Source organism: Tissierella creatinophila DSM 6911 (assembly GCF_001940565.1).
GTDB classification, from domain to species: domain Bacteria; phylum Bacillota; class Clostridia; order Tissierellales; family Tissierellaceae; genus Tissierella_A; species Tissierella_A creatinophila.
This window is the reverse complement of sequence record NZ_LTDM01000001.1, coordinates 1-25,428: the sequence shown is the minus strand read 5'-3', so window position 1 is coordinate 25,428 and position 25,428 is coordinate 1. Positions and strand designations below refer to the sequence as shown.

Below are 25,428 nucleotides of genomic sequence, written 5' to 3'. Positions count from 1 at the left end.
TTTAAATGTTTAATCTTTTTTTATTTTATTTTACAACTATATTAAATATTTTTCCTGGAATAAATATTTCTTTTATTATATTTTTCCCATCTAAAAATTTACGAATATTTTCATCTTCTTTAGCTTTTTCTATTACTATTTCTTTTGTAGCATCTACATCTACTTCTATAGTCCCTCTTACTTTTCCATTTACTTGTACAGGAATATTTATAATTTTATCTAGAGTTTTTTCTTTATCGTACTCTGGCCATATACTATTATGAAGATAATCTTTCAAGCCTAAGTTTTCCCACATTTCTTCTGTTATATGTGGTGCTACTGGGTTTAAAAGTATTATAAATGTTTTTAGATCTGTTTTTGTAATCTTTCCATAATCATTAAATTCATTTGAAAGACTCATAAGAGCAGCTATCCCTGTGTTAAATTTTAAATGCTCAAAGTCTTCAGATACTTTTTTAATAGTCTTGTGGATACTTGATTCTAATTCTTTTGTATATCCCTCTCCATCTACTAAAATTTCTTGAAGTTTCCAAACTCTTTCCAAAAATCTTCTACACCCTCTAACTCCATTTTCTGACCATGGAACGGATTTTTCAAAGTCTCCTATAAACATTTCATATGTTCTAAGCGTATCTGCTCCATATTCATTTACTATATCATCAGGGTTTATCACATTGCCTCTAGATTTAGACATTTTTTCATTATTATCACCTAGAATCATTCCATGGGAAGTTCTCTTTTTATAAGGTTCTTTTTCTTCCACTACTCCTACATCATATAAAACCTTATGCCAAAATCTTGAGTAAAGCAGATGAAGTGTGGTATGCTCCATTCCCCCGTTATACCAATCAACAGGCATCCAATATTTTAGAGCTTTATCTGAAGCAAGAGCTTCATTGTTATGAGGATCTATATATCTTAGATAATACCAAGAAGAACCTGCCCATTGAGGCATAGTGTCTGTCTCTCTTTTAGCTTTTCCACCGCATTTTGGACAAGTAGTGTTTACCCATTGTGTAATATTTGCAAGGGGTGATTCTCCATTTGCAGTTGGTTCATAGTTTTCTACTTCTGGAAGAACTACAGGCAAATCTTCTTCAGGTACAGGCACCCATCCACATTCATCACAATGAACTAAAGGGATTGGCTCTCCCCAATATCTCTGTCTTGAAAATACCCAGTCTCTCAACTTAAAGTTTATCTTTTTCTCACCTAGCCCATTTTCTTCAAGCCAATTTATCATATATTCTTGACCCTTTTTTACATCCATTCCGTCTAAAAAGTCTGAATTTATTATAGTCCCGTTTTCAATATCAGTAAAAGCTTCTTTCTCTATATTGCCGCCCTTTATTACTTCTATAATAGGAAGATTGAACTTTTTAGCAAATTCATAATCACGAGTATCGTGACCCGGAACTGACATTATAGCTCCCGTACCGTAAGTCATAAGTACATAGTCTGAAATCCAAATAGGTATTTCTTGCTTATTTGCAGGATTTATTGCTTTTAATCCCTTTATTTCTATACCAGTTTTCTCTTTAGATAATTCGGTTCTTTCAAAATCAGATTTCTTACTTACTTCTTCTTGGTATATTTTTATATCATCTAAATTTTCTATTTCATCTCTATATTTTTCTATTAATGGGTGTTCAGCTGATATAACCATATAGCTTGATCCAAATAAAGTATCAGGTCTAGTAGTAAATACTCTTAATTTATCATCTTTATTTTCAATTTGAAAATCTATTTCAGCCCCTACAGATTTTCCAATCCAGTTTATTTGTTGAGCCTTTACTCTTTCTATATAATCTAGATCTTCTAAGTCTTCAATCAATCTATCAGCATATTTAGTTATTTTTAGCATCCACTGATTTTTAACTTTTCTTATTACTTCTGATCCACATCTTTCACAAGATCCTTGAACTACTTCTTCATTTGCAAGTCCTACTTTACATGAAGTGCACCAGTTTATAGGCATTTCATTTTTATAAGCAAGTCCTTTTTCAAATAGTTTTAAAAATATCCACTGTGTCCATTTATAGTATTGTGGATCAGTTGTATTTATTTCTCTAGACCAGTCAAAAGAAAAACCTATTGATTTAAGTTGTGCTTTAAATCTTTTAATGTTATTTTTTGTAACAGTTGCAGGATGAATTTTATGTTTAATAGCAAAGTTTTCTGTCGGAAGACCAAATGCATCCCATCCCATTGGAAATAATACATTATATCCTTGTAACCTTCTCTTTCTAGAGACTATATCAAGAGCTGTATAAGGTCTTGGATGTCCCACATGAAGACCTTCTCCTGACGGATATGGAAACTCTACTAAAGCATAAAACTTCTCTTTCTCAGAATTATTTAAAGCTTTAAAGGGCTCTTCTTCATCCCAAATTTGTTGCCATTTCTTTTCAATTTTTCCAGGTGTATATTCTCTCAAAATCTTTCCTCCTAATTTTATCTTTATTTAAAAGTTTTTTAAAATTCAGCCCAGTTTACAGTTCTTGGAAATGGAATAACATCTCTTATATTGGTCATTCCTGTTATATACATAATAAGTCTTTCAAACCCTAGTCCGAATCCCGCATGTTTTGTTCCACCATATTTTCTAAGTTCTAAATACCACCAATAATCTTCAGGATTCATTCCATTGTCTATAATCTTTTGTTCTAAGAGTTCTAGTCTTTCCTCTCTTTGGCTTCCTCCTATTATCTCTCCTACTCCAGGAACTAGTAGGTCCATAGCTGCTACAGTTTTATTATCATCATTTTCCCTCATATAAAACGCCTTTATATCTTTTGGATAATCTGTTACAAATACTGGTTTTTTAAAAACTTCTTCTGTTATATATCTTTCATGCTCTGTTTGAAGATCTATTCCCCATTCTACTGGATAATTAAATTTTTTATTGGATTTCTTTAAAATTTCTACAGCTTCTGTATAAGTTATTCTTTCAAATTCTGAATTAACTATATTTTCTAATCTACTTAATAAATCTTTATCTATAAATTTATTGAAAAATTCCATTTCTTCTTTTGCTTCATCCATTACATACGATATCACATATTTCATCATCTTTTCTGCCAAATTCATATTATCCTTCAAGTCAGCAAAAGCAATTTCAGGCTCCATCATCCAAAACTCTGCGGCGTGCCTTGAAGTATTAGAATTTTCGGCTCTAAATGTAGGTCCAAATGTATATATGTTTTTAAAACTAAGAGCATAAGCCTCTGCCTCTAACTGTCCACTTACAGTTAGAAAAGTTTCCTTGCCAAAAAAGTCTTCTTTATAATCTATACTTCCCTCATTATCAAGTGGAGGTTTTTTATAATCTAATGTACTTACTCTAAACATTTCACCTGCACCTTCAGCATCACTTGAAGTTATTATAGGAGGATTAACATATACAAAGTCTCTTTCTTGAAAAAACTTATGAATTGCATATGAAGCAATAGATCTAACTCTAAAGACCGCACTAAAAGTATTACTTCTAGGTCTTAGATGAGCTATAGTCCTTAAGTACTCCATAGTATGTTTTTTCTTTTGAAGTGGATAGTCACTACTTGAAAGACCTTCTACTTCTATATCTGTAGCCTGAATTTCAAATGGTTGTTTACCTTGTGGAGTGGGTTTTAGTATTCCCTTTACTCTTAAAGAACTACTTAAATGAAGTTTTTCAATTTCAGCAAAATTAGATAATTCATCAGAATATACTATTTGAATTCCTTTAAAAAAGGTTCCATCATTTAATTCAATGAATCCAAAGTTTTTTAAGGCCCTTATATTTCTTACCCATCCCTCTAAAATAATTTCTTTTTCTAAATATTTTTCATCAGTTTTGTAAATATCTTTAACAAAAGTTTTCATACTTTACCTCCATATATAATAGTAAAATTTAATTTAACAAAAAAAACCTTCATCCTATGTAAAGGACGAAAGTTTGTATTTCGTGGTACCACCCTAATTGCTAAATAGCCACTTTTATACCTTAACGCGGATTAAGCTTCGTCTAATCTTACTCTTGTTTTAGATTAGAAACTCAGGGTGGTTTTTCAATTTCTAAGCTTTGTGTCGATGTTCCACTATTATCGACTCCCTTTGACCAGTTCTTATATCTACTTTTCCCATCATAGTTAATTATACTTTTATCTAATTATAATTTTTTTATTCTTTATTGTCAAATAATTTATCAAGTCTCATCTTTATTTCCTTTTCATATCCATTTTGGGTAGGATTATAGTATTTTTTATCCCTATATTCCAAAGGAAGATAGTCTTGTTTAATAAAGGAGTCTTTATAATCATGAGGATATTTATATCCTTCTCCACTACCTAGTTCTTTAGCTCCTAAATAATGGGTATCCTTTAGGTGTGCTGGAATTTCTCCTACTCTCTTTTCTCTTATATCTTCTAAAGCCTTATCTATAGCAAGATAAGAACTATTAGATTTGGGAGCTGTAGCAACATATAATGCCCCCTGAGCTAGTACTATTCTCCCTTCAGGCATACCTATGTTTCTTACTGCTTCAAAACAAGCATTTGCTATTACTAATGCATTAGGATCAGCATTTCCTACATCTTCTGATGCTGCTATTATAATTCTTCTAGCTATAAACTTAGGATCTTCTCCTGCATTTATCATCTTTGCCAAATAATAAAGAGTAGCATCAGGATCTGTCCCTCTCATACTTTTTATAAATGCTGAAATAGTATTATAGTGTTCATCTCCACCTTTATCATATTTAGCAGTTTTTATAAGTATTGAATTCTTTATAGTTTCTAAATCTATTATTCTTATACCATCTTTATTTTCTGAGGTAGAAAGCACTCCTATCTCTAGAGAATTAAGCAGTACTCTTCCATCTCCTTCAGAGATACTTATTAAATAGTCTATAGCCTCTTTATCTATCTCTACATTGTAACATCCTAATCCTCTTTCTTTATCCTTTAAAGCTTTGTTTAAAAGGTCTAATAGGTCTTTATCTGAGAGAGGCTTTAAGGATAGCACCATAGCTCTTGAAAGGAGTGCTTTATTGATTTCAAAATAAGGGTTTTCAGTAGTAGCGCCTATCAAAATTATGATTCCCCTTTCAACAAAAGGTAAAAGGGCATCTTGTTGTGATTTATTGAATCGGTGTATCTCATCTATAAAAAGTATCGTTCTTTTATTATATATTTTTAAATATTCTTCAGCATTTTTTATAACTTCTCTAATATCTTTTACGCCCGATGTAACAGCAGATAGTTTCTCAAACTTCATAGCCGTAGTATTTGCAATTATCATAGCCAAAGTAGTTTTACCAATTCCTGGTGGTCCATAAAGTATCATCGATGTTATTCTATCGGCTTTTATAGATCTATTTAAAAATTTATCCTCACCAAGGAGATGATCTTGTCCTACAAATTCATCTAATTTTCTAGGTCTTAAACGATCTGCAAGTGGTGCATTTCTTTTTAATTTTTCTTCCATTGATAATGTAAATAAATCCATTCTATCACCTTCTTTTAATTCTAATAAACACTCCATAAATTTAATCCTTTATTCATTTAATATCTTTTTTAACTCTTCCATAAATGTATTTAAATCTTTAAATTGCCTATATACTGAAGCAAATCTAACATAGGACACTTCATCTATATCCTTTAATTTATTCATAACCATTTCTCCAATTTCAATAGAAGTTACTTCTTTTTCTAATGAATTTGAAAGTTTTTTTTCTATATCATCAACAATCTTTTCAATAGTATTTATAGATACTGGTCTTTTTTCACAAGACTTTATTATTCCGTTTAATAGTTTGTTTCTATTGTAACTCTGCCTATTTCCATCTTTTTTTACAACCATTATAGGTATCTCTTCAAACTTTTCATAAGTAGTAAATCTTTTTCCACAACTAATACATTCTCTTCTTCTTCTAATAGCTTGTCCTTCATCAGTAGGTCTAGAATCTATAACTTTAGAATCTAAAAATTCACAATAAGGGCATTTCATCTTTTTTTCACCTCTTCATTTGTCTATTTCTTTTATTATAAGCTAATAGAGGAATCTTGTCTAGAAAAGCTATACTAAATTGGGAAAGTTCACAAGAATTATATCTTCTCCAATTTTAACTATTTCTTCCCAACTTATATTTATATCTACGGGCTTAGAAAAAAATCCTCCACCTTTATTGTTATCTGGTAGTATCATAGCTTCTATTACTCCTTTTTCTATATCAATTTCAAAATCATAGATAAATCCAAGTCTTTCTCCACTTGCAATATTTATAACTTCTTTCATTCTTATGTCAGATATCTTTAGCATATTATCCACCCTCTTATCTAATTTAAAATAAAAGAAAACATCTGGATAGTTTTATCTGATGCTTTCTTTTAATCTTATACTAATATATCTATATTCATATTTTTTTATATTATTACTATTAGTTTTTATATTATTATTAAATAGAAGTTTTTTAAATATATTTTCTCATTTGTTTTAAAGCGTTTTTTTCAAGTCTAGATACTTGAGCCTGAGAAATTCCAATTTCATCTGCTACTTCCATTTGAGTTTTTCCTTCGAAAAATCTTAAATTTAATATATCTCTTTCTCTTTTATTTATCTTTTTAAGTGCTTCTTTTAAAGTTATTTCACTTGCCCATATACTGTCTTCTTCCTTCTCATCTTTTACTTGATCCATTATAAATACTGAATCCCCACTATCATGAAATATAGGTTCAAATAAAGAAATAGGATCTTGAATTGCTTCAAGTGCAAAGACCACATCTTCTTTTGGAAGTTTTAACTTTTCTGCTATTTCTATTATAGTAGGTTCTTTAGAGTTTTTATATACCAGCTCATCTCTAGCTTGAAGGGCTCTATAGGCTATATCTTTTAAAGATCTACTTACTCTTATAGGGTTGTTATCCCGTAAGTATCTCCTAATCTCTCCAATTATCATAGGAACTGCATAAGTAGAAAATCTCACGTTATGACTTAAGTCAAAATTGTCTATAGCTTTAATAAGGCCAATGCAACCTACTTGAAAAAGATCATCTACAGGCTCTCCTCTTTTATTAAACCTTTGTATTATACTCAAAACAAGTCTTAGATTGCCTTGAACAAACTCTTCTCTCGCTGCTAAGTCTCCTGCTTTTATTTTAATAAATAATTTTTGCATTTCATCATTAGTTAAAACTGGAAGCTTAGCGGTATTTACACCGCAAATCTCCACTTTAGTTATATTCATTATGTTCATCCTTTCATTGTCATTTGCCCCTTTCTAATTAAATTATTGCCTTCATAATTATTTTTATTCATTTTGCGATTTTAAATCCTTAAATACAAAAAAATATTATTGATTTAATCAATAATATTTTATATAAATTTACTCATTTCTTTTTCTAATCTTTTCATGATTCTTTTTTCAAGCCTAGATATATAAGACTGAGAAATTCCCAGTAAATCTGCTACTTCCTTCTGAGTTTTTTCTACACCATTTGTAAGTCCAAATCTTAATCTTACAATAGTCTTCTCTCTTAGGGATAGTTTTTCTATGGCCTCGTTTAATAAGTTTTTATCTACTTGAGTTTCTATTCTTTTGTATATGATATCTGCTTCAGTGCCCAATATATCTGATAATAATAATTCATTTCCATCCCAATCAATATTTAAAGGTTCATCAAAAGATATTTCATTTCTAATTCTATTTGTCTTTCTAAGATACATTAAAATTTCATTCTCAATACATTTTGAAGCATATGTAGCTAGTTTAATCTTTTTATCAGGATCATATGTATTTACAGCTTTTATGAGTCCAATTGTACCTATAGAAATAAGATCTTCAATATTTATTTTAGTATTATCAAACTTTCTAGCAATATATACTACTAGCCTCAAGTTTCTTTCTATAAGTATAGCTTTTATAGAGTCATCTGATTTAAGGTTTTTTAAATAATAGGCTTCTTCTTCAGCAGTTAATGGTTTGGGAAGTACTTGACCAGAACCTATATAATCTACTCTTTTAGTAAGTCCTAAATTATTTAAAATTTTAAATATCCAAAGCTTTAATTTGAATTTCCACATTTCCATTTTACTCCTCCTAAAAAATAGTTTCATAATGAAGCAATCCATCGTATTCCATCTCATCTGAAAGTTTTCCGTTATATATTCCTATAATTATATCTTTTTTTAAAATTTCCTCTTTTAAAGACTTTATTATTATATAGTCTGGTTTAAAGCCTAGAATTATCCCTCCTTCATTTCCAATAGATTTAAACGGTATAGGTATTAATGGAAACTCTTTATTTAAATCATCTAAAATATCCTGAAAACTAATAATACTATTTTTAGATAAACTAACAACTATATCTTTAATTTTAGTAGGAATAAATTCATCTATTTTTTCTAACTCTACTACAAACACCGGGGTTCTTGAAAATGGATCTACCAATGAATTTCCTGTATCTACTAAAGCTGTAACCTTTGTAAATTTATCTTTAAAGTATATCTCTACATCATATATATATTCTTTTTTCATGTTCTTCCTATGTGTATAATTAAACACTATCTTTACCATGAAAATTGCTATTATTATTCCTATAATAACATTTTTAATATTAAACATATCTAATAAATATCCTCTTTGCAATAAGCTACTAGGTAGTTTGAAATTCCAACTCATACCTATTATAACTCCAGCGAATATAAAAGATATAATATAAAATCCAAGAAATTCATAATAAAAACTCTTTAGAGTTTTGCTTTTAAAACTTATTTTTACTATTATGAGGGATAATATAAATTTCATCATAGGTCTTGTTAAAAATAATAGAGAAGGATAAAAAAAAACTAAAGAATACACAGTCCCAAATAATGTTCCAATTATTATATTTTTGATAGGAGTTTTATTTTTAGTAATTGTTTTAGTACTATAGAGAATTAAAAAATTTATTATAAGATTTTCCAATAAATAATACTCTAATACAATATACAATAATTTCCTCCTCGCTTTAAATAGATTTTCCCTATTAATTATCTTCAATATTATTATATATGAAGTTTTGTAAGAAATATGTCTATTTTACGCTATAAAAAAAAACGTATCTCTTCAAAAAGATACGTTTTTCAACAAAATATTTTATTTTCTATCTTTTCTTCTTAAAAAGATAGGAATATCTAAATCTTCAATAGAGTCTTCAAAAGTTACTTCCTTTTCTTTTTCAGGCTCTTCTATACTCACTTTAGAAACCTTTTTACGAGTAGTAGAAGGACTATCTCCAAAACCTGTAGCTATTACAGTTATTTTAATAGCCTCTCCTAATGTTTCATCTATTCCAGCACCAAATATGATATTAGCATCTTCATCCACTGCTTCTCTAATTAAATCTGCTGCTTCATTTACTTCAAATATACCTAAATCTGCTCCACCAGTGATATTAAGTAGTACCGACTTAGCTCCTTCTATGGAAGTCTCAAGAAGTGGGCTTTGGATAGCCTGCTCAGCTGCTTCCGTAGCACGATTATCTCCATTAGCCTGTCCTATACCCATATGAGCTATACCTTTATCATGCATGATAGTTTTTACATCTGCAAAGTCAAGGTTTATAAGGTTTGGAACTGATATAAGGTCGGATATACCCTGTATACCCTGTTTTAAAACATCATCTGCCATAGAAAAAGCATCAGCTATAGTTGTCTTTTTATCTGCTATTTGTAAAAGTCTATCATTTGGAATTGTAACTAAAGTATCTACTCTAGTCTTTAAATTATTTATACCTTGTTCTGCTTGAAGAAGTCTTTTCCTGCCTTCAAAACCAAATGGCTTAGTTACTACCCCTACTGTTAGTATACCTAATTCTTTAGCGATTTCAGCTACAACTGGAGCGGCTCCAGTACCTGTTCCACCACCCATTCCAGCAGTTATAAATATCATATCAGCACCTGTTAGTGCTTGAAGTATTTCTTCTCTATTTTCTTCAGCAGATTTTGCTCCAATTTCAGGATTTGCACCTGCACCAAGTCCCTTTGTGATTTTTTCACCTAATTGTATTTTATTTTCAGCTTTTGATGAAAATAGTGATTGTTTATCTGTATTAAGCGCAATAAAGTCTACCCCTCTTACCCCGTGCTCTATCATTCTATTAACGGCGTTATTTCCTCCTCCGCCTACTCCTATTACTTTGATTTTAGCAAACTGTTCTACTTCAATATCAAAATCAAACATTAATTATTCCCCCTCATCTAATAGTTGTTTAAATCATTTCTTTTTCTATTTATATTGACTTGTTTTATATAATAATAGTCTTCTTATAGAAGCAAAGTTATCAAATATCCTTCCTCCAAATGTAAAAATAGCGGCAAAGTATAGCGGAACACCTAGTCTATCACCTATATACGCTAAAAATGCTGCAAGTATTGAATTTCCAAAAAAACCTGATAAAAAAACCTTTATATCAAATTTATTTTCTAAATTAGATCTTATTCCCCCAAATACTGAGTCTAAGCTCGCGAGTATTGCTACTGTAATGTATAAAGAGTAAGCAGTGTTGTAAGTATATGGCAGTAAGAAGCCAATAACTGCTCCTACTAATATACCTATTAAAGCAAAAATCATTATTTATCACCCTCTCCTTTAGGCTTTGCATATTTAAAGCTAAAGTTACCAGAATAAGCAGGAATAAATAAATCATCTTCCACTTCTGGTTCAAAGCCTATAGCAAAAATGTTTTTTAATGCATCTCCATATGTTCCGGGAGCATTTACAGCGGCCATAAGTAGTTTTTGATCCCCTATAGCCCTTATAATAAATGGTGTTCCAATACTTATCCCATTTATTCCTATAACTGGACCTCTACACTTTAGTTCCGATGAAGAAACTACTCTCTCTCCATTTATACTTATAGCTTCAGCTCCTGCCACTCTTAAATCATTTAATATATTGAGTACATCTACATCATGAATAACATCATCATTTACATCCTGTCCAATTATTTCATCTTCTGGATTATCATACATCTTTATAATAATTCCTGGCCCTTCTAAAGCCATATGACCAGATATAGATTTACTTGAAACTAAATCTATATTTAATTTATCTACAATAGTGCTATCACTATAAGATAGTCCTTTAATTGATTTAAGTTCTTCTTCTTTCTCTTTAAACTCATCTTTTAATTCATTTACTTCGCTATTTATAAATTTTAAATCTTCTTGCATAACTTCTAAAGACAATAGAGTTACAGGCACATATGATTCTAAATTAGATTTCATCATAGTACTAATTAGTATTCCAAGCCCTATGCTGGAAACAAGGATTAAGAATTTCCCTTTATCTATCTGCATTTTTTTCACACCTAACTATTTTCTTCTGAAGGTTCACTATACTTAAATTCCTTAACTTTTCTATATTTGGGAATAGTAATTTCCTTATCTTGTGTAAGAAGTGTCATATAATTATAACTTTTCAGCTGCCATACTATACCTCTTTTTATAGCTAAGGCTGATTCCAATGTATTAGGATTTCCTATGGCTTTGATTACGAGTGGAGAACTTGTAGAAACTCCATTTATTTCAATATGATCTCCTGCTCTTACTATTTCTGTAAACGAAGTATACCTTTGATCGTTAATTGAAATAGCTTCTGCATCAGCCGCATTTAGTATACTTACTATTTGAAGGATCAAATCAAGTTGGTCTACTACTCCATATCCATTACTAAACTCTAAATCGCTTGGAGGATCATTTATCTCTAGGATAATTCCTGGTCCTTCTAAGTCTACATATCCTGCTAACATTCTATATTTCATAGTATCTTTATAAAGGCTTTCAGCATATGAGTTTTTATCGATTTCATTTTTTTCGTATTTTTCAATTTCACTTTCAAGTTCTGTTATTCTATTTATTTGAGCATCTCTTTCTTGTTTAACCTTTTTTAAATCAGCAGCAAGTTCTTGAGCTCTTTGAGTGGGCAATACTCCTTCTCCTACAGATTTATTTACAGTTTTAAACTGAATAGATAAAATTAGGCCTAAAATAACAGAGACTAAAATAAGTGATGCTATTTCTGATTTTTTCTTCATCATACACCTCTTCTCTTAATCATCCTTAATTAAAATAGGATGGTTTCCTTTGTTCATTATAATCTTACTAGCTTTGATTTCTCTTTTTTCTACATCCTCTAAAATCTCTTTTAATAAACCTAACTTATATTTTACATTATTTAGTGTACCAAAGGCAACAAAAATACCATTTTTTAATTTAATATTTACATCATTTGAAAAATCTTTTTCAATTTCATCTATATTCTCCAATAAATGTAAGTTTTTTCCCTCTTTTATAAAAATTTTTAGGTTTCTATTTTGTTCTTGAGAGAATATATTTTCTGACACATCAGTAAAGTTTGTATTAAATCCAGTAACTATTGGAAGCTTTTCATCTTTAGAATCTAAATGTTCCATTATAAATCCATCTTCATCAACTACTAAATACATAGAAATGTATTGAAATAAAATAGTTTTTTCCCTTTCCATTACATTTATATTTAAAGTATTAGGCAATTCTCTTTTTACCTTGGCTGATTTTATAAATGTATTTGTCTTTAAATTATCTTCTATATCCGATATTTTAAACTTAAATATATTAGTATTTGTTCTAACTTTAGACTGTTTTAATATCTCTTCTTTATTTAAACTTTTATTATTTCTTATATTTATTTCTTTTATATGGAAAAATGGTGAATTAAGTGCAAAAAATATAAATATAGATAATAATCCTAAAAATATTATTATCCCCAAAAAAACTTTCCGAGCCTTATGTAATCTTTCAATTGGAGTTTTCTTTCGCATATTTTTCACCCCTCCTTGTCCCATTTTTACCCATAAGACAAGCTATATTAAATACAGCTTATCTCTGCGCCTAGTGACCTTAGTGTTTCATGTAAGTTTTCATACCCTCTATTTATATGATATATATTTTCTACTTCTGTCTTTCCTTCTGCTACAAGACCTGCTAAGACTAAAGCCGCTCCTCCTCTTAGATCTTTTGCATAAACCCTAGCTCCAGTTAATTTTTTTACTCCTTTTACAACTGATACTTTTCCAAATGTTTTAATATTAGCACCCATTCTAGTTAATTCTTCAGCATGCTTAAACCTGTTTTCAAAAACTGTTTCATTTATTATGCTAGTTCCATCAGCTATGGAAAGCATAGCCATGAATTGAGCTTGCATATCAGTTGGAAAACCTGGAAAAGGTAATGTTTGAAGTATTTCTATTGAATTTATATTTTTAGGTCCAATTATCATCATGCTATTTCCATTTACAATTACATTTGCTCCAGTTTCACGAAGTTTGGCTATTGTACTTTGAAGGTGTTCTGTAACTATATCTTTTAATATAATCTTACCCTTCGTCATAACTGCGCCTGCCATAAGAGTTCCGGCTACTATTCTATCAGCAATTATTTTATGATTACATCCTCTTAGAACTTCTACTCCTTCTATTGTAATGATACTGGTTCCTGCACCTTTTATCTTGGCTCCACATTTGTTTAGATAATCTTGTAAGTCCATAATTTCAGGTTCTCTAGCCGAGTTTCTAATTACTGTTATACCCTTTGCACGAACTGCTGCTAACATTATATTTTCAGTTGCCCCTACAGAAGGATAATCAAGTTGTATATCTGCACCTATTAATTCTTTAGCTTTACAATAAATAAATCCGTGAGCTTCTTCAATTTCAACTCCCATCTGTCTTAAAGATTTTAGATGCAAATCTATTGGTCTAGGTCCAATCTCACATCCACCTGGGAAACTTACATTTACTTCTCCAAAACGCGCTAGGAGTGCTCCCATAAGTACTATCGATGATCTCATCTCCCTTACTAGTTCTTCGGGTAAATGAATTGAACCTATAGGTCCAGTATCGATTGTCATAGTATCTCCATCTCTATCAATTTTAGATCCTATAACTTTAAGTATTTCTGCCATAACACTTACATCTTGTAATTTTGGAATATTGGATATTATACTTTTACCTCCACTTATTACAGTAGCAGCTAAAATTGGAAGTACTGAATTTTTTGCACCAGTAATTTTTACCTCCCCTTGTAATTTATTTCCTCCTTGAATAAGATATTTTTCCAAGTCTAACACCTCCATGGTATTTAAAACTATATATATATCTTATGCTTAGAAGAAAAAGAGGTTCCTAATTTTCAAGCATTTTTTTTATTATATCATATATTTCATAAGCTGCATTTGTTTTCCCTAAGTTTTTACTCATTTTAGCCATTTCTTTAAGCTTTGCGGGGTTATTTAAAAGATTTAATAGTTCTTTTTTCAAGTTTTCACCATTTAACTCTTTTTCTAATATTACAATAGCAGCATTTTTCTTCTCGAAATTTCTAGCATTATATTCTTGATGATTTTCAGCAGTATAAGCTTTTGGAATTAATATACTTGGTATTCCCATACTAGATATTTCAGCAAGTGTTATAGCACCGGCACTTGTAACTATTATATCTGCTATATTTAAAGCTTCTGCCATTTCATATAGATATGGTAGTATCTTTATCTCTTTTGAGTTTAGATTTAAATCTTTTATATCTTCCATAAACTCATTATAAAATCTTTCTCCTGTAATATGAATTAATTGAAAATCTATAGTCTCTATAGTTTTAATCATATCTTTTATAGCTGTATTTAAGCTCTTTTGTCCCCCACTACCACCGAAACAAAGTATAGTAGGTTTAAGAGGACTTAAATCTAACTTTTTATAGGCTTCTTTTTTATCTATATTTAATATTTCACGTCTTATAGGATTGCCTGTATTTATAACTCTATCTGGGTACTTAAAATACTTTATAGATTCTTCAAAAGTTACAGCTACTTTATCTACAAATCTTGAAAGAATTTTATTGGTTATTCCCGGAAAAGCATTTTGTTCATGAATAAGAGTTGGAATTTTATTTCTATAAGCTTTATATACTACAGGACCACATACATATCCCCCAGTGCCTATGACTATGTCTGGTTTAAATTCTTTTATTATCTTATCTGACTCTTTTAAGCCATAGATAAGCTCTCTTAACGCAATAAAAGAATCTTTATTTATACTCCTTGGAATACCCTTTACCCTTATAGTCTTGAATTTAATTCCTTCTTTAGGTATTAGTTTTGATTCTAATCCTTCTTTTGTTCCTACATAGAGAATATCTGCATCCTTATCATTTAATTTTATCTCATTTAAAATAGCCAGGGCTGGATAAATATGACCTCCTGTACCGCCCCCCGATATTAAATATTTCATAGTTTAACTCCTTTCAAAATTTACATTTCTAGAAATATTTAATAATATTCCTACAAGTGTCATGAACATAACTAAAGATGTTCCACCATAACTTACAAACGGAAGTGTTATTCCAGTTGTAGGCATAGATGAGGTAACTACCGCTATATGAATTAAGGATTGTACTGCTATTAATGCAGTTATTCCTGTTGCTAAAAAACATCCAAATAAATCTTCAGTTTTTAAAGCTATTATTATACCTCTCCATATTACTATTAAAAATAATAATATGACTATTACCGTTCCCACAAGTCCAAGTTCTTCCCCTATTATAGCGAATATAAAATCGTTATATGCTTCTGACAAATAAAAAAACTTTTGCCTACTCTTACCAAGACCCAGTCCAAAGACCCCTCCTGAACCAAGTGAATATAAAGACTGCACTAATTGCCATCCAGTATCTAGTTTATCGGCAAACGGATCTATAAAAGCTGTTATCCTAGCAAGTCTATAGCTACTATCAGGATCATTGATTGCTAAATAAAATACTCCTGCTGCCCCAACACCTAATGGTGCCATGTGTAAAATATTCATACCTCCTACAAAAAACATTGCCATCATGGTTATAGCAATAGTTCCTCCGGTACCTAGGTCTTCTTGAATTATAACACCGCATGCGAGTCCAATATATATAAGAGCTGGAAGTGTTCCTTGGAAAACCGTATCTATATTCTCTCTTTTATTTGCTAAAAACTTAGCAAAAAATACCACCGAACCAAATTTTATCGCATCTGAAGGCATTATTCTTATAGGTCCTATATCAAGCCATCTACGTGCTCCTTTAATTTCAGCACCCATAGGAGTAAAAACTAAAAGTCCTAGTATAATAGATAGAAAAAATATATATGGTGCCCATTTTTTTAGTTTTCTATAGTCAAAATTCATAGCTATAAAAAGCCCTAAAAATCCCATTGCCGACCATATAATTTGTCTTTTCAAAAAATAATATCCATCATTTTCTTCTGACATTCCCACAGGCCAACTTGCACTAAAAACCATTATTATACCTATAAAAACTAGCATAGTTATAGCTATTAAAAGCATAAAATCAACAGCTTTTTTATTAGATTTTTTTTTGACTCTATTCATATTACTCCTCCCCTAATACATCTACCTTATGTTTAAAAACTCTTCCCCTTTCTTCAAAGTTTTCAAACATACCCCAACTAGCACAAGCTGGGGATAATAATATATTGTCTCCTTTTTTGGATAGACTATAAGCTAAATCTACAGCTTCTTCCATACTATTTACTAAGAAGTTCTCTTTAAAGCCATATTTTAATGCAGTTTCTTTTATTTTTGAAGAAGTATCTCCTAATAATACTAGAGCTTTAACCTTTCCATTAAAAGATTTTATAAACTCATCAAACTCTACCCTTTTATCATATCCACCAGCTATTAAAATAATAGGAGCTTCTATTGCTTCTATTGCTTTTATACTTGAATCTATATTAGTTCCCTTAGAATCATTAAAAAACTTTCTTCCATCTTTCTCTAAAACAAATTCCAATCTATGTTCTACGCCTTTAAAACTTAAAAGAGTTCTTTTGATATTTTCTACAGATACTCCCATAATGAATGATATAGCTATACTTCCAAGTATGTTTTCTAGATTATGTTTTCCTTTTAATAAAAGCTTATTGATAGGGATAAGATTTTTCTTTTCTCCATCTATGTTTATAATTATGGTTTCATCTTCTATATAAATTCCCCTATTTAGCTTTTCATCTACACTAAACCAAATAATGTTGGAATTTATTTCATCCTTAAAAGTTCTAAGAAGTTTGTCATCATAATTTAATATAGTATAATCATTAGAATCTTGATTTATAAATATTTTCTTTTTGGATTTTATATACTTTTTGAATGTTCCATGCCAATCTATATGATCTGAAGTTATATTTAATATAAGACTTACCTTTGGTTTGAAATTAATAGTATGTTCTAGCTGAAAGCTACTTGTCTCTAATATAAATATATCATTTTTTTGTGCATTTATCATATCTTTTATTAATGATTTACCTATATTACCACCTATAAAAGGATTTTTATTATCAGCCTTAAAAATCTCTCCTGTAAGAGTTGTAGCTGTGGTTTTACCATTTGTTCCTGTTATAGCTATAATGTTTTTAGACTTTGAAAGATTACTCCCAAGTTCAATATCATTTATAATCTTTATATCTTTATCCACCGCATCTAAAAGGATTTGGTTACTAGGTGGGATACCAGGACTTTTTACTATAAGTTCAATACCTGATAGGTCTAAACTTTTTTTTCCTAAATACTTTTCCAAGGAAATATCTTTAATTTTTCCAAGTATATCTTTTAGCTCTTCTTCTGTCTTTATATCATTTATAATGATTTTAGCTCCTAGCTCATCTAGCGCTTTTATAGTAGATATTCCTGAAATTCCAAGACCCATAACAAGCACTCTTTTATCTTTTAAATTCATTTTATCACCTTACCCTTTAGTTTAAAGCTAATCCCCCTATTAAACAAAGTACAGCTGTAATAGACCAAAATACTATAACTACTTTTGTTTCTTTCCAACCTTTATGTTCAAAATGATGATGTAGCGGACTCATTAAAAACACTCTCTTTCCCGTAAGCTTAAATGATAAAACTTGTATTATAACAGATAAGGCTTCGGCAAAGTATATTCCTCCCACTATTGGTATTATAAGAGGAAGGTTTAGCAATATGGCAATAGCAGCCACTGCACCTCCAAGACCCATAGAACCTGTATCTCCCATAAAAACTTTAGCAGGATATGCATTATGCATTAAAAACCCTAAACATGCACCAGCTAATGCTGCTGAAAATATAGATATACTGTCCATTCCAAGCTTCATTGATACAATCCCAAAGAAAGATAAAACTATCAAAGTTACACCAGATGCTAATCCATCAAGTCCATCAGTCAAATTCACACTATTTACAGTACCTATGACTACAAATGCTATAAAAGGAACGTAGAGAATACCTAAATCTAAATATTGATTTTTTAGAAAAGGAATTATAACTTTAGTTCCTAGCACCGAAGTATTTGATTGATATAGTGCAAGCATTACGGCAAGCACTACTTGACCTATTATCTTTTGATAAGGTTTTAAACCTAAATTTCTTTTTTTTGCAACTATTATATAATCATCTATAAAACCAATAAGCCCAAATCCAAAAGTTGATAATAAAAGCACATACATATCTTTATTTAAAACTCCCGAAGTTAAAACACTTATTAAAAGTGCAATAAATATAATAAGACCTCCCATTGTAGGTGTTCCTGATTTAGAAAGGTGAGACTGTGGTCCCTCTGCCCTAATACTTTGCCCAATATTTAATCTCTTTAGCATAGGAATTACAAGTGGCCCTAAAATTAAAGTTATTATAAATGACATGATTATGCTTATAATTATCTGTTTATATTCTAACATCTGTTTTCTCCTCTCAAGTAAAGTGTTTCTATAATTCTTTTATTATATCTGATATAATTTTTCTTTCATTAAATGGTAGCTTTTCGCCATTAATTTCAATAAATTCTTCATGTCCTTTTCCAGCTATCAATATAACATCTTCTTTTTCACAAACTTTTATTGCATATTCTATTGCATCAATCCTATCTGGGATTTCTAAATAATTAAATTTCCCTTTTTTCATTCCCTTAGCTATATCATCTATTATATGTAAAGGATCTTCAAATCTTGGGTTATCTGTAGTTATTATAGCTAAATCTGAAAACTTCCCAACAATTTCTCCCATTAAAGGCCTTTTCTCTTTATCTCTATTTCCTCCAGCACCAAAGACTACTATTAATTTACCAGTTGTAAATGATCTTAATGTCTTTAAAACTTCTTCTAATCCATTAGGTGTATGAGCAAAATCAATTATGATATTTAGGTTTTCACTATTTTTTATAAATTCAAATCTTCCTTTTATAGGTTTTATATTTTTCAAACTTGATTTTATAACACCCAAATCCACTCCGTAAATTATGCTACAACTTATCGCAGCTAGTGCATTATAAAGATTAAATTTACCTGGCAAGTTTAATTCAACATCTTCTTTTTTTTCAAAAATATTTAGTGTAAAAGTAGTCTTATGAAGAAAATATTCTATATTACTTGCTCTTATATGAGCAGGTCTTTCTATTCCGTAAGTTATAAAAGGTATATTAGACTTCTTATGAGTTATCATTTCTCCATAGGGATCATCAATGTTTATTATATTAAATTTATTTGTTTTTGAAAAAAGTTTTAACTTGCTTTTAAAATAATTTTTCATTGTCTTATGATAATCTAAATGCTCAGATGATAAATTAGTAAAGATACCTATATTAAAATCCATATATCTTACTCTTTTTAAATCTAGCGCATGAGATGATACTTCCATTATAGAATAGTCTACTTTTCCTTCTCTCATTTTTTCTAAATTTCTCTCTATCTCTAATGAATCTGGAGTAGTATTTAAAAGAGGTATGTGTGTATCTCCTATAATAGCTCCTATAGTCCCCATCAGACCTACTTTGTTTTTATTGTTTATAAATATATCTCTAAGTATATAAGAAGTACTTGTTTTTCCATTTGTTCCTGTAATTCCTATAAACTCCATCTCCTTCCAGGGTAAATTATAAAACTTACCAGAAAAGTATGCTAAGGAATCTAGTGCATTAGCTACTCTTACTATAGTTATGCCTTCTATAGGCTCTATATTATCTTCTACTACTATTGCTGATGCCCCCATTTTTATAGCATCATCTATAAACTTGTGTCCATCATGATTAAAACCTTTTTGTGCTATAAATAGATTATCTTTTTTTATCTTTTTAGAATTATGTTCTATACCTGTAATATCTTTTTCTAAACATCCTATTATTTCTAAGATTGGATAAACACCTAAAATATCTTTTAGTTTCATTATTGACCGCCTCCTAATAGAATATAATTAATTATAAGGCAACTTTAAGGTCGCCTTATAATTTTATCTATTAGTTACTTAAACTCAACTATTACTTTTGTATTAAAGTTGATTTTTTCTCCAGGTAATGGACTTTGTAAAACTGATTTTCCTTGCCCTTTAAATTCATATTTTAAATTCATTTCATCTAATATCTTTATAATCTCTTCTTTTTTCTTATCAGTTAAAAATGGCATTACAATTTCTTCATTTGGTTTAAAATCAATGAAGAGATCTATTACAGAACCCTTTTTAATTTCTACACCCGGAAGTGGAAACTGGTCTAAAATAATAGACTCATCAGTTAACTCTAAGTATTCAGTAGTATGCTTTAAACCAAGTTCCATAAGTATTTTGCCAGCCTCTCCTATTTTTTTATTTCTTACATCTGGCACTTTTACAAGTTCTTCTATCTCTTCTTTTTCTTCTTTAGTAAATTTAGGTGGTATCTCTAAATAGTTAAATGTATCTTCAAATATAGATTTAGCTACAGGTGCTGCTACAGATCCACCATAGTATGTACCGCTAGGTTCATCTACTACTACAAGCATTGCTATTTTAGGATCATCAATGGGAGCTACTGATATAAATGATCCTATGTATTTTCCTTGTTTATATCTTCCATCTATGATCTTTTGGGCAGTACCAGTTTTTCCTCCAACTTTATATCCTGGTATATAAGCTTTAGAGCCTGAACCTTCGCTTACTACTGTTTCCATAAGGCTTAGCATTGTATCTGAAGTTTCCTTTGATATAACTTTTCTTACAGTTTCACTCTTAAATTCTTTTATTACATCGCCTTCACTATTTAGTATTTGTTTTACAAGCTTTGGTTTTAACAAGTCGCCACCATTAGCTATCGCAGAAACTGCAGTTACAAGTTGCATAGGAGTTACTGCTATACTATGGCCATAAGAAAGTGTAGCCAAATTTATTTCTTTTATATTTTCTACATTATTTGGAATAATACCTGCCTGTTCTCCTAAAAGATCAACACCTGTTTTTTCTCCAAAACCAAATGCCTTTGTATATTTGTATAAATTATCTCTACCAAGGTTTAGTCCCATATTTACAAAAGCAACGTTACAAGAGTTGTTTACAGCATCTCTAAATGTTTGATCTCCATGAGGATTATACCAGTTAGCACATTTTAGTGTTCTTCCTTGTATCTTTATAGTTCCTTTACAATAATAATGTGTATCAAGATTTGCTGAATTTTCTTCTAAGGCTGCTGCTGCAGTTATAAGTTTAAATGTAGACCCAGGTTCGTATATATCATTTATAGTAAAGTTTCTCCAAAGGTCAAACCACTTCTTTTGAACTTCTTCTGCTGGAAGTTTATCCCATTGTTTTTTTAGATTTTCATCAACAGGTTCCCTCGGACTATTTGGATCAAAATCTGGTTTATTTACCAAAGAAAGTATCTCCCCAGTTTCAATTTCCATCATAATGACAGAAACACCTTTAGCTTTTGTATCTAAAAGAGCTTTTTCTGCCGCCTTTTCTGCAAAATGTTGAATAGTTTCATCAATTGTTAAAACAAGAGATGATCCATCTTCAGGATCATGAACCTTCTCTCCATCATATGGAAGTTGTCTATTTGCACCATCAGTCATTTTCATCCACTTACCAGGTCTTCCAGTTAAATAATCATTATAGACGTATTCTATACCATCTAATCCATTATTATCAATATCAGTAAATCCTAAAATATATGATGCAAAATTTCCATTAGGATAATATCTTTTATTATCTTCTACTATTGTTATACCTCTTAATTTAAGCTTTCTAAGTTCATTTGCTTCTTCTCTTGTTATCCACTGTTTTATCTTTTGAGTACTTTGATTTGAAACTAATTTTTTATATACTTCATCTTCTTCCAATTGAAGTATACTAGATACAGTTTCTGCTGTTTTTTTAGATTCTTTTATGTCAGCGGGAGTTGCCCAAACTGTAAAAGAATTTACACTAATAGCTAGCTTTTTACCTCTCCTATCGTATATTGTTCCTCTTTTGGCCCTTATATCTATTGATTTTGTCCACTGTTCTAATGCGCCCTTTTTTAACTCGTGATTTCTAAATATTTGTATATTTCCTAGCCTTAATATAAGAGCAAATACTATAAAAAAAGAAAGTCCTAAGGTTATCTTTAGTCTTTTTTTTACAATTTTATTTGATTCCTTCAAACTTATAACCTCCTAAAACAAACTTAAGAATAAATCCTAATTCTTTAATTGTGCTTATTTTTGCCACTAGCTCCATCTAAAGAAAGATAAACTACCTGATCACTATTGGGATAATCCATACTGAGTTTATACATAGCTTCCTCACTAATCTTTACAGAACTTTTAGCCTCTTCTAATTCTGAAATAATAGAAAATTTAGTTTGTTCTAATTCATTTCTTCTCTTTTCCAAACTTGTAATATTCATTCTAGTTTCAGAAATAGTAGAATAACCCTTTAATACAAAGAAAGAAACAACAGTAAATAAAGCTATTGAAGAGATGCAGGTTAATTTAAATATCATTTTTTGTCTTTTACGCCTTTTTAAAGCCTTTTCTCTTTTTAATCTTTTTTGTTCTTCTCTTTTTTCATCGTATGTTTTTTCATCATATAAAGGTGCTGTTGCATAATTAGTTAATTGAGATTTATCTACTAACAATTTATTCTCCTCCTTAGTGTTTTAGAACTTAAATCTTCTCTGCTATTCTAAGCTTTGCAGATCTCGACCTAGAGTTTTTCAATATTTCTTCTTTTGTAGGCACTATTGGTTTTCTAGTAATTATCTTTATTTCTCTTTTCTTTTCACAAGCACAAAGGGGTAAGTCACTTGGACAAATACAATCTCTAAAAAGATATTTAAACTCTTCTTTTACAATTCTATCTTCTAAAGAATGAAATGTTATAATCCCTAGTCTCCCACCAGGTTTTAAAAGACCTACCATTTTTTCAATAGATTCTTTAAGTGCATCTAGTTCTCCATTTACTTCAATTCTAAGAGCTTGAAATGTCTGTTTAGCTGGATGAGAGCCTTCCATTCTCACTCTTTTAGGTATTGCCTTTTTTATTACTTCCACTAATTCTAAAGTAGTATTTATAGGCGATAAGTTTCTCTCTTCAACTATAAATTCAGCTATCCTCTTTGCCCAGGAGTCTTCTCCATATTTTAATATAATGTCGGTTAATTCTTCCTTAGAATATTTATTTACTATATCCCAAGCAGTAAAATCTTGTGTTCTATCCATTCTCATATCTAGTTCAGCATCTTTATGATAAGAAAATCCCCTCGTTGCTTCATCAAGTTGATATGAAGAAACCCCAATATCTATAAATATACCATCGACCTTTTCTATTCCTAATTTTTCTAAAACAATATCTATGTTTTTATAATTATTATGAACTAATATTGTTTTATCTTTAAAATCACTTAAAACTTCACTAGCTTTTTTTAGTGCATCAGTATCTTGATCAATTCCAATAAGTTTTCCATTATCAAGTTTTTTAACTATTTCTATCGAATGTCCTGCGCCTCCAAGAGTTCCATCTACATATATTCCATCTTTTTTAATCGAAAGGCCTTCAACAACTTCTTCTAATAATATAGGTATATGACTAAATTCCATTAAATCACTCCAATTTATATTCCTAATTCTGCCATGTTTTCAGCTATATTTTCATAACTTAAGTTTTCATCTTCTGAGTATTCATTCCATTTGTTCTTACTCCAAATTTCGATTCTAGTAGATACCCCAATAATAACAGCATCTTTTTCAAGTCCTGAATGCGTTCTTAAATTAGGTGGAATTAAAACTCTATTTTGTTTATCTAAACTACATTCACATGCTCCTGCAAAGAAAAACCTTACGAAAGCCCTAGCATCTTTGTTTGTAAGTGGTAAAGTCTTTAATTTATCTTCAAATATCTTCCATTCATCTTTTGTATATACAAAAAGACACCCATCCAAGCCCTTGGTGATAACAAATTCATCACCTAGTTCTTCTCTAAATTTAGATGGCATTGTAATTCTTCCCTTATTATCTAGGGTATGATTATGTTCTCCAATAAACATTTCTTCTCCACCTTAATCAAACTTTTTCCACTTTACTCCACTTTAACCCACTATACTTTATATTCTATACTATTTTTGATAATCCTTCCACTATTATATTGGTTTTTTTAATCTTTTTTATTATATAATGGTTAATCTTTCCAAATTCATTAAAAAGAAAAAATAAAAGAGAACATTTTACCTAATCTTTAGATAAAATGTTCTCTTTTATTTTTTCTTTTTGTATAGCATATATGAAGATACTATAATTATTATAACACTAATAAGCTGGGCAACTTTAACTGATCCCCACATTAAACTATCCGTTCTAAGATGTTCTATGAAAAACCTTATAAAAGAATACAGAATTAGATACCATAAAAACACTGCTCCATCTACATGTTTTTTATTTCTACTATACCACATCAAAAATATAAACACTCCAAAATTCCATAGTGATTCATATAAAAAAGTGGGATGCACCTTTACTCCATCTACTATTATTCCCCAAGGAAGATCTGTAGGACCTCCATGAGCCTCCTGATTTACAAAGTTTCCCCATCTTCCTATAGCCTGACCTAAAACAAGACTTGGAGCTGCGGTATCTACCAATTTCCAAAATGAAATATTCCTTTTTTTAGTGAATATTATAGTAGTTACAATAGCCCCTATAAGTACTCCATGGATGGCTAAGCCTCCATTTCTAAAATTCAAGACTTGTATTAGATCATCTCGATATAGATCCCAGCTAAATATTACATAATAAGCCCTTGCTCCTATTATTGAAACTGGTATCGCATATAACAATAAATCTAAAAGATCATTTTCTTCTATATTGTTTAATTTTGCCTGTTTTAAAGCTATAATAGTACCTAAAAAAACAGCACTAGCAATAAAAATACCATACCATCTAATAGGTAATCCAAATATTTCAAAAGCTACTGGATTCATTAAAATCCCCCTTATAAAAATATTAATATAGCTCGTTGCAGAACTCTGTAGCGAGCTATTTTACTGCATTTCAATCTATTGAAATGGCTGGGATTCCCCCGATTTTGGGTATATATACAGTATCAAGTTGTTTATAACTCAAAACGGAAATTG

The 25,428-nt window shown here is 30.0% G+C and carries 24 protein-coding genes and 1 other annotated feature; all 24 genes read right to left on the bottom strand.

Annotated elements, in window-relative coordinates; genetic code table 11:
- Positions 1-25: 25 nt before the first annotated feature.
- Positions 26-2,437, bottom strand: coding sequence for a leucine--tRNA ligase (leuS, locus tag TICRE_RS00120; RefSeq protein WP_075724004.1), 2,412 nt, complete (start codon positions 2,435-2,437; stop codon positions 26-28).
- Positions 2,438-2,475: 38 nt separating this feature from the next.
- On the bottom strand, positions 2,476-3,864 hold the full coding sequence (gene asnS, locus TICRE_RS00115) for an asparagine--tRNA ligase (protein WP_075724003.1): 1,389 nt from the start codon (positions 3,862-3,864) through the stop codon (positions 2,476-2,478).
- A 58-nt stretch (positions 3,865-3,922) separates the two neighbouring features.
- Positions 3,923-4,137: a binding site (T-box leader), on the bottom strand.
- Between the two features lie 24 nt (positions 4,138-4,161).
- Positions 4,162-5,487, bottom strand: coding sequence for a replication-associated recombination protein A (locus TICRE_RS00110; RefSeq protein ID WP_075724080.1), 1,326 nt, complete (start codon positions 5,485-5,487; stop codon positions 4,162-4,164).
- Between the two features lie 48 nt (positions 5,488-5,535).
- On the bottom strand, positions 5,536-5,988 hold the full coding sequence (gene nrdR / locus TICRE_RS00105) for a transcriptional regulator NrdR (RefSeq protein WP_075724002.1): 453 nt from the start codon (positions 5,986-5,988) through the stop codon (positions 5,536-5,538).
- A 69-nt stretch (positions 5,989-6,057) separates the two neighbouring features.
- Positions 6,058-6,300, bottom strand: coding sequence for a YlmC/YmxH family sporulation protein (locus TICRE_RS00100; protein WP_075724001.1), 243 nt, complete (start codon positions 6,298-6,300; stop codon positions 6,058-6,060).
- Between the two features lie 151 nt (positions 6,301-6,451).
- Positions 6,452-7,225, bottom strand: a complete 774-nt coding sequence (sigG, locus tag TICRE_RS00095; RefSeq protein WP_075724000.1) for an RNA polymerase sporulation sigma factor SigG — start codon at positions 7,223-7,225, stop codon at positions 6,452-6,454.
- 128 nt (positions 7,226-7,353) lie between these two features.
- On the bottom strand, positions 7,354-8,067 hold the full coding sequence (gene sigE / locus TICRE_RS00090) for an RNA polymerase sporulation sigma factor SigE (RefSeq protein WP_075723999.1): 714 nt from the start codon (positions 8,065-8,067) through the stop codon (positions 7,354-7,356).
- Between the two features lie 10 nt (positions 8,068-8,077).
- On the bottom strand, positions 8,078-8,971 hold the full coding sequence (locus TICRE_RS00085) for a sigma-E processing peptidase SpoIIGA (protein ID WP_075723998.1): 894 nt from the start codon (positions 8,969-8,971) through the stop codon (positions 8,078-8,080).
- A 144-nt stretch (positions 8,972-9,115) separates the two neighbouring features.
- On the bottom strand, positions 9,116-10,201 hold the full coding sequence (gene ftsZ, locus TICRE_RS00080) for a cell division protein FtsZ (protein ID WP_075723997.1): 1,086 nt from the start codon (positions 10,199-10,201) through the stop codon (positions 9,116-9,118).
- Positions 10,202-10,246: 45 nt separating this feature from the next.
- Positions 10,247-10,591 carry a small basic family protein gene (locus TICRE_RS00075; RefSeq protein WP_075723996.1) on the bottom strand — a complete coding sequence of 115 codons (345 nt, stop codon included), beginning with the start codon at positions 10,589-10,591 and terminating at the stop codon, positions 10,247-10,249.
- Positions 10,591-11,319: a DUF881 domain-containing protein gene (locus TICRE_RS00070; RefSeq protein WP_075723995.1), complete on the bottom strand. Its 729-nt coding sequence runs from the start codon at positions 11,317-11,319 to the stop codon at positions 10,591-10,593. Before TICRE_RS00070 ends, TICRE_RS00075 begins: the two co-directional genes overlap by 1 nt.
- An 11-nt stretch (positions 11,320-11,330) precedes the next feature.
- Entirely contained in the window at positions 11,331-12,056 is a 726-nt protein-coding gene (locus TICRE_RS00065; RefSeq protein ID WP_084191656.1) for a DUF881 domain-containing protein, read from the bottom strand.
- Between the two features lie 15 nt (positions 12,057-12,071).
- Positions 12,072-12,821, bottom strand: a complete 750-nt coding sequence (locus tag TICRE_RS00060; protein ID WP_075723993.1) for a cell division protein FtsQ/DivIB — start codon at positions 12,819-12,821, stop codon at positions 12,072-12,074.
- Between the two features lie 47 nt (positions 12,822-12,868).
- The gene (murA, locus tag TICRE_RS00055) at positions 12,869-14,119 is read right to left on the bottom strand and encodes a UDP-N-acetylglucosamine 1-carboxyvinyltransferase (RefSeq protein WP_198927436.1); all 1,251 of its coding nucleotides are present in this window, start codon (positions 14,117-14,119) and stop codon (positions 12,869-12,871) included.
- 64 nt (positions 14,120-14,183) lie between these two features.
- Positions 14,184-15,284, bottom strand: a complete 1,101-nt coding sequence (murG, locus tag TICRE_RS00050) for an undecaprenyldiphospho-muramoylpentapeptide beta-N-acetylglucosaminyltransferase (RefSeq protein WP_075723991.1) — start codon at positions 15,282-15,284, stop codon at positions 14,184-14,186.
- Between the two features lie 3 nt (positions 15,285-15,287).
- Positions 15,288-16,412 (bottom strand): putative lipid II flippase FtsW, encoded by a 1,125-nt coding sequence (ftsW, locus tag TICRE_RS00045; protein ID WP_075723990.1) that lies wholly within the window; start codon positions 16,410-16,412, stop codon positions 15,288-15,290.
- 1 nt (position 16,413) lies between these two features.
- On the bottom strand, positions 16,414-17,775 hold the full coding sequence (murD, locus tag TICRE_RS00040; protein WP_075723989.1) for a UDP-N-acetylmuramoyl-L-alanine--D-glutamate ligase: 1,362 nt from the start codon (positions 17,773-17,775) through the stop codon (positions 16,414-16,416).
- 16 nt (positions 17,776-17,791) lie between these two features.
- The gene (mraY, locus tag TICRE_RS00035) at positions 17,792-18,757 is read right to left on the bottom strand and encodes a phospho-N-acetylmuramoyl-pentapeptide-transferase (RefSeq protein WP_075723988.1); all 966 of its coding nucleotides are present in this window, start codon (positions 18,755-18,757) and stop codon (positions 17,792-17,794) included.
- Positions 18,758-18,785: 28 nt separating this feature from the next.
- Positions 18,786-20,237, bottom strand: a complete 1,452-nt coding sequence (locus TICRE_RS00030; protein ID WP_075723987.1) for a UDP-N-acetylmuramoyl-L-alanyl-D-glutamate--2,6-diaminopimelate ligase — start codon at positions 20,235-20,237, stop codon at positions 18,786-18,788.
- Positions 20,238-20,311: 74 nt separating this feature from the next.
- On the bottom strand, positions 20,312-22,462 hold the full coding sequence (locus TICRE_RS00025; protein ID WP_084191652.1) for a stage V sporulation protein D: 2,151 nt from the start codon (positions 22,460-22,462) through the stop codon (positions 20,312-20,314).
- 44 nt (positions 22,463-22,506) lie between these two features.
- Positions 22,507-22,938 (bottom strand): hypothetical protein, encoded by a 432-nt coding sequence (locus TICRE_RS00020; RefSeq protein WP_075723986.1) that lies wholly within the window; start codon positions 22,936-22,938, stop codon positions 22,507-22,509.
- 28 nt (positions 22,939-22,966) lie between these two features.
- Positions 22,967-23,899 (bottom strand): 16S rRNA (cytosine(1402)-N(4))-methyltransferase RsmH, encoded by a 933-nt coding sequence (gene rsmH / locus TICRE_RS00015; RefSeq protein ID WP_075723985.1) that lies wholly within the window; start codon positions 23,897-23,899, stop codon positions 22,967-22,969.
- A gap of 14 nt (positions 23,900-23,913) precedes the next feature.
- Positions 23,914-24,345, bottom strand: a complete 432-nt coding sequence (gene mraZ, locus TICRE_RS00010; protein ID WP_075723984.1) for a division/cell wall cluster transcriptional repressor MraZ — start codon at positions 24,343-24,345, stop codon at positions 23,914-23,916.
- A 207-nt stretch (positions 24,346-24,552) separates the two neighbouring features.
- Positions 24,553-25,275, bottom strand: coding sequence for a prolipoprotein diacylglyceryl transferase (gene lgt / locus TICRE_RS00005; RefSeq protein ID WP_075723983.1), 723 nt, complete (start codon positions 25,273-25,275; stop codon positions 24,553-24,555).
- Between the last annotated feature and the right edge of the window lie 153 nt (positions 25,276-25,428).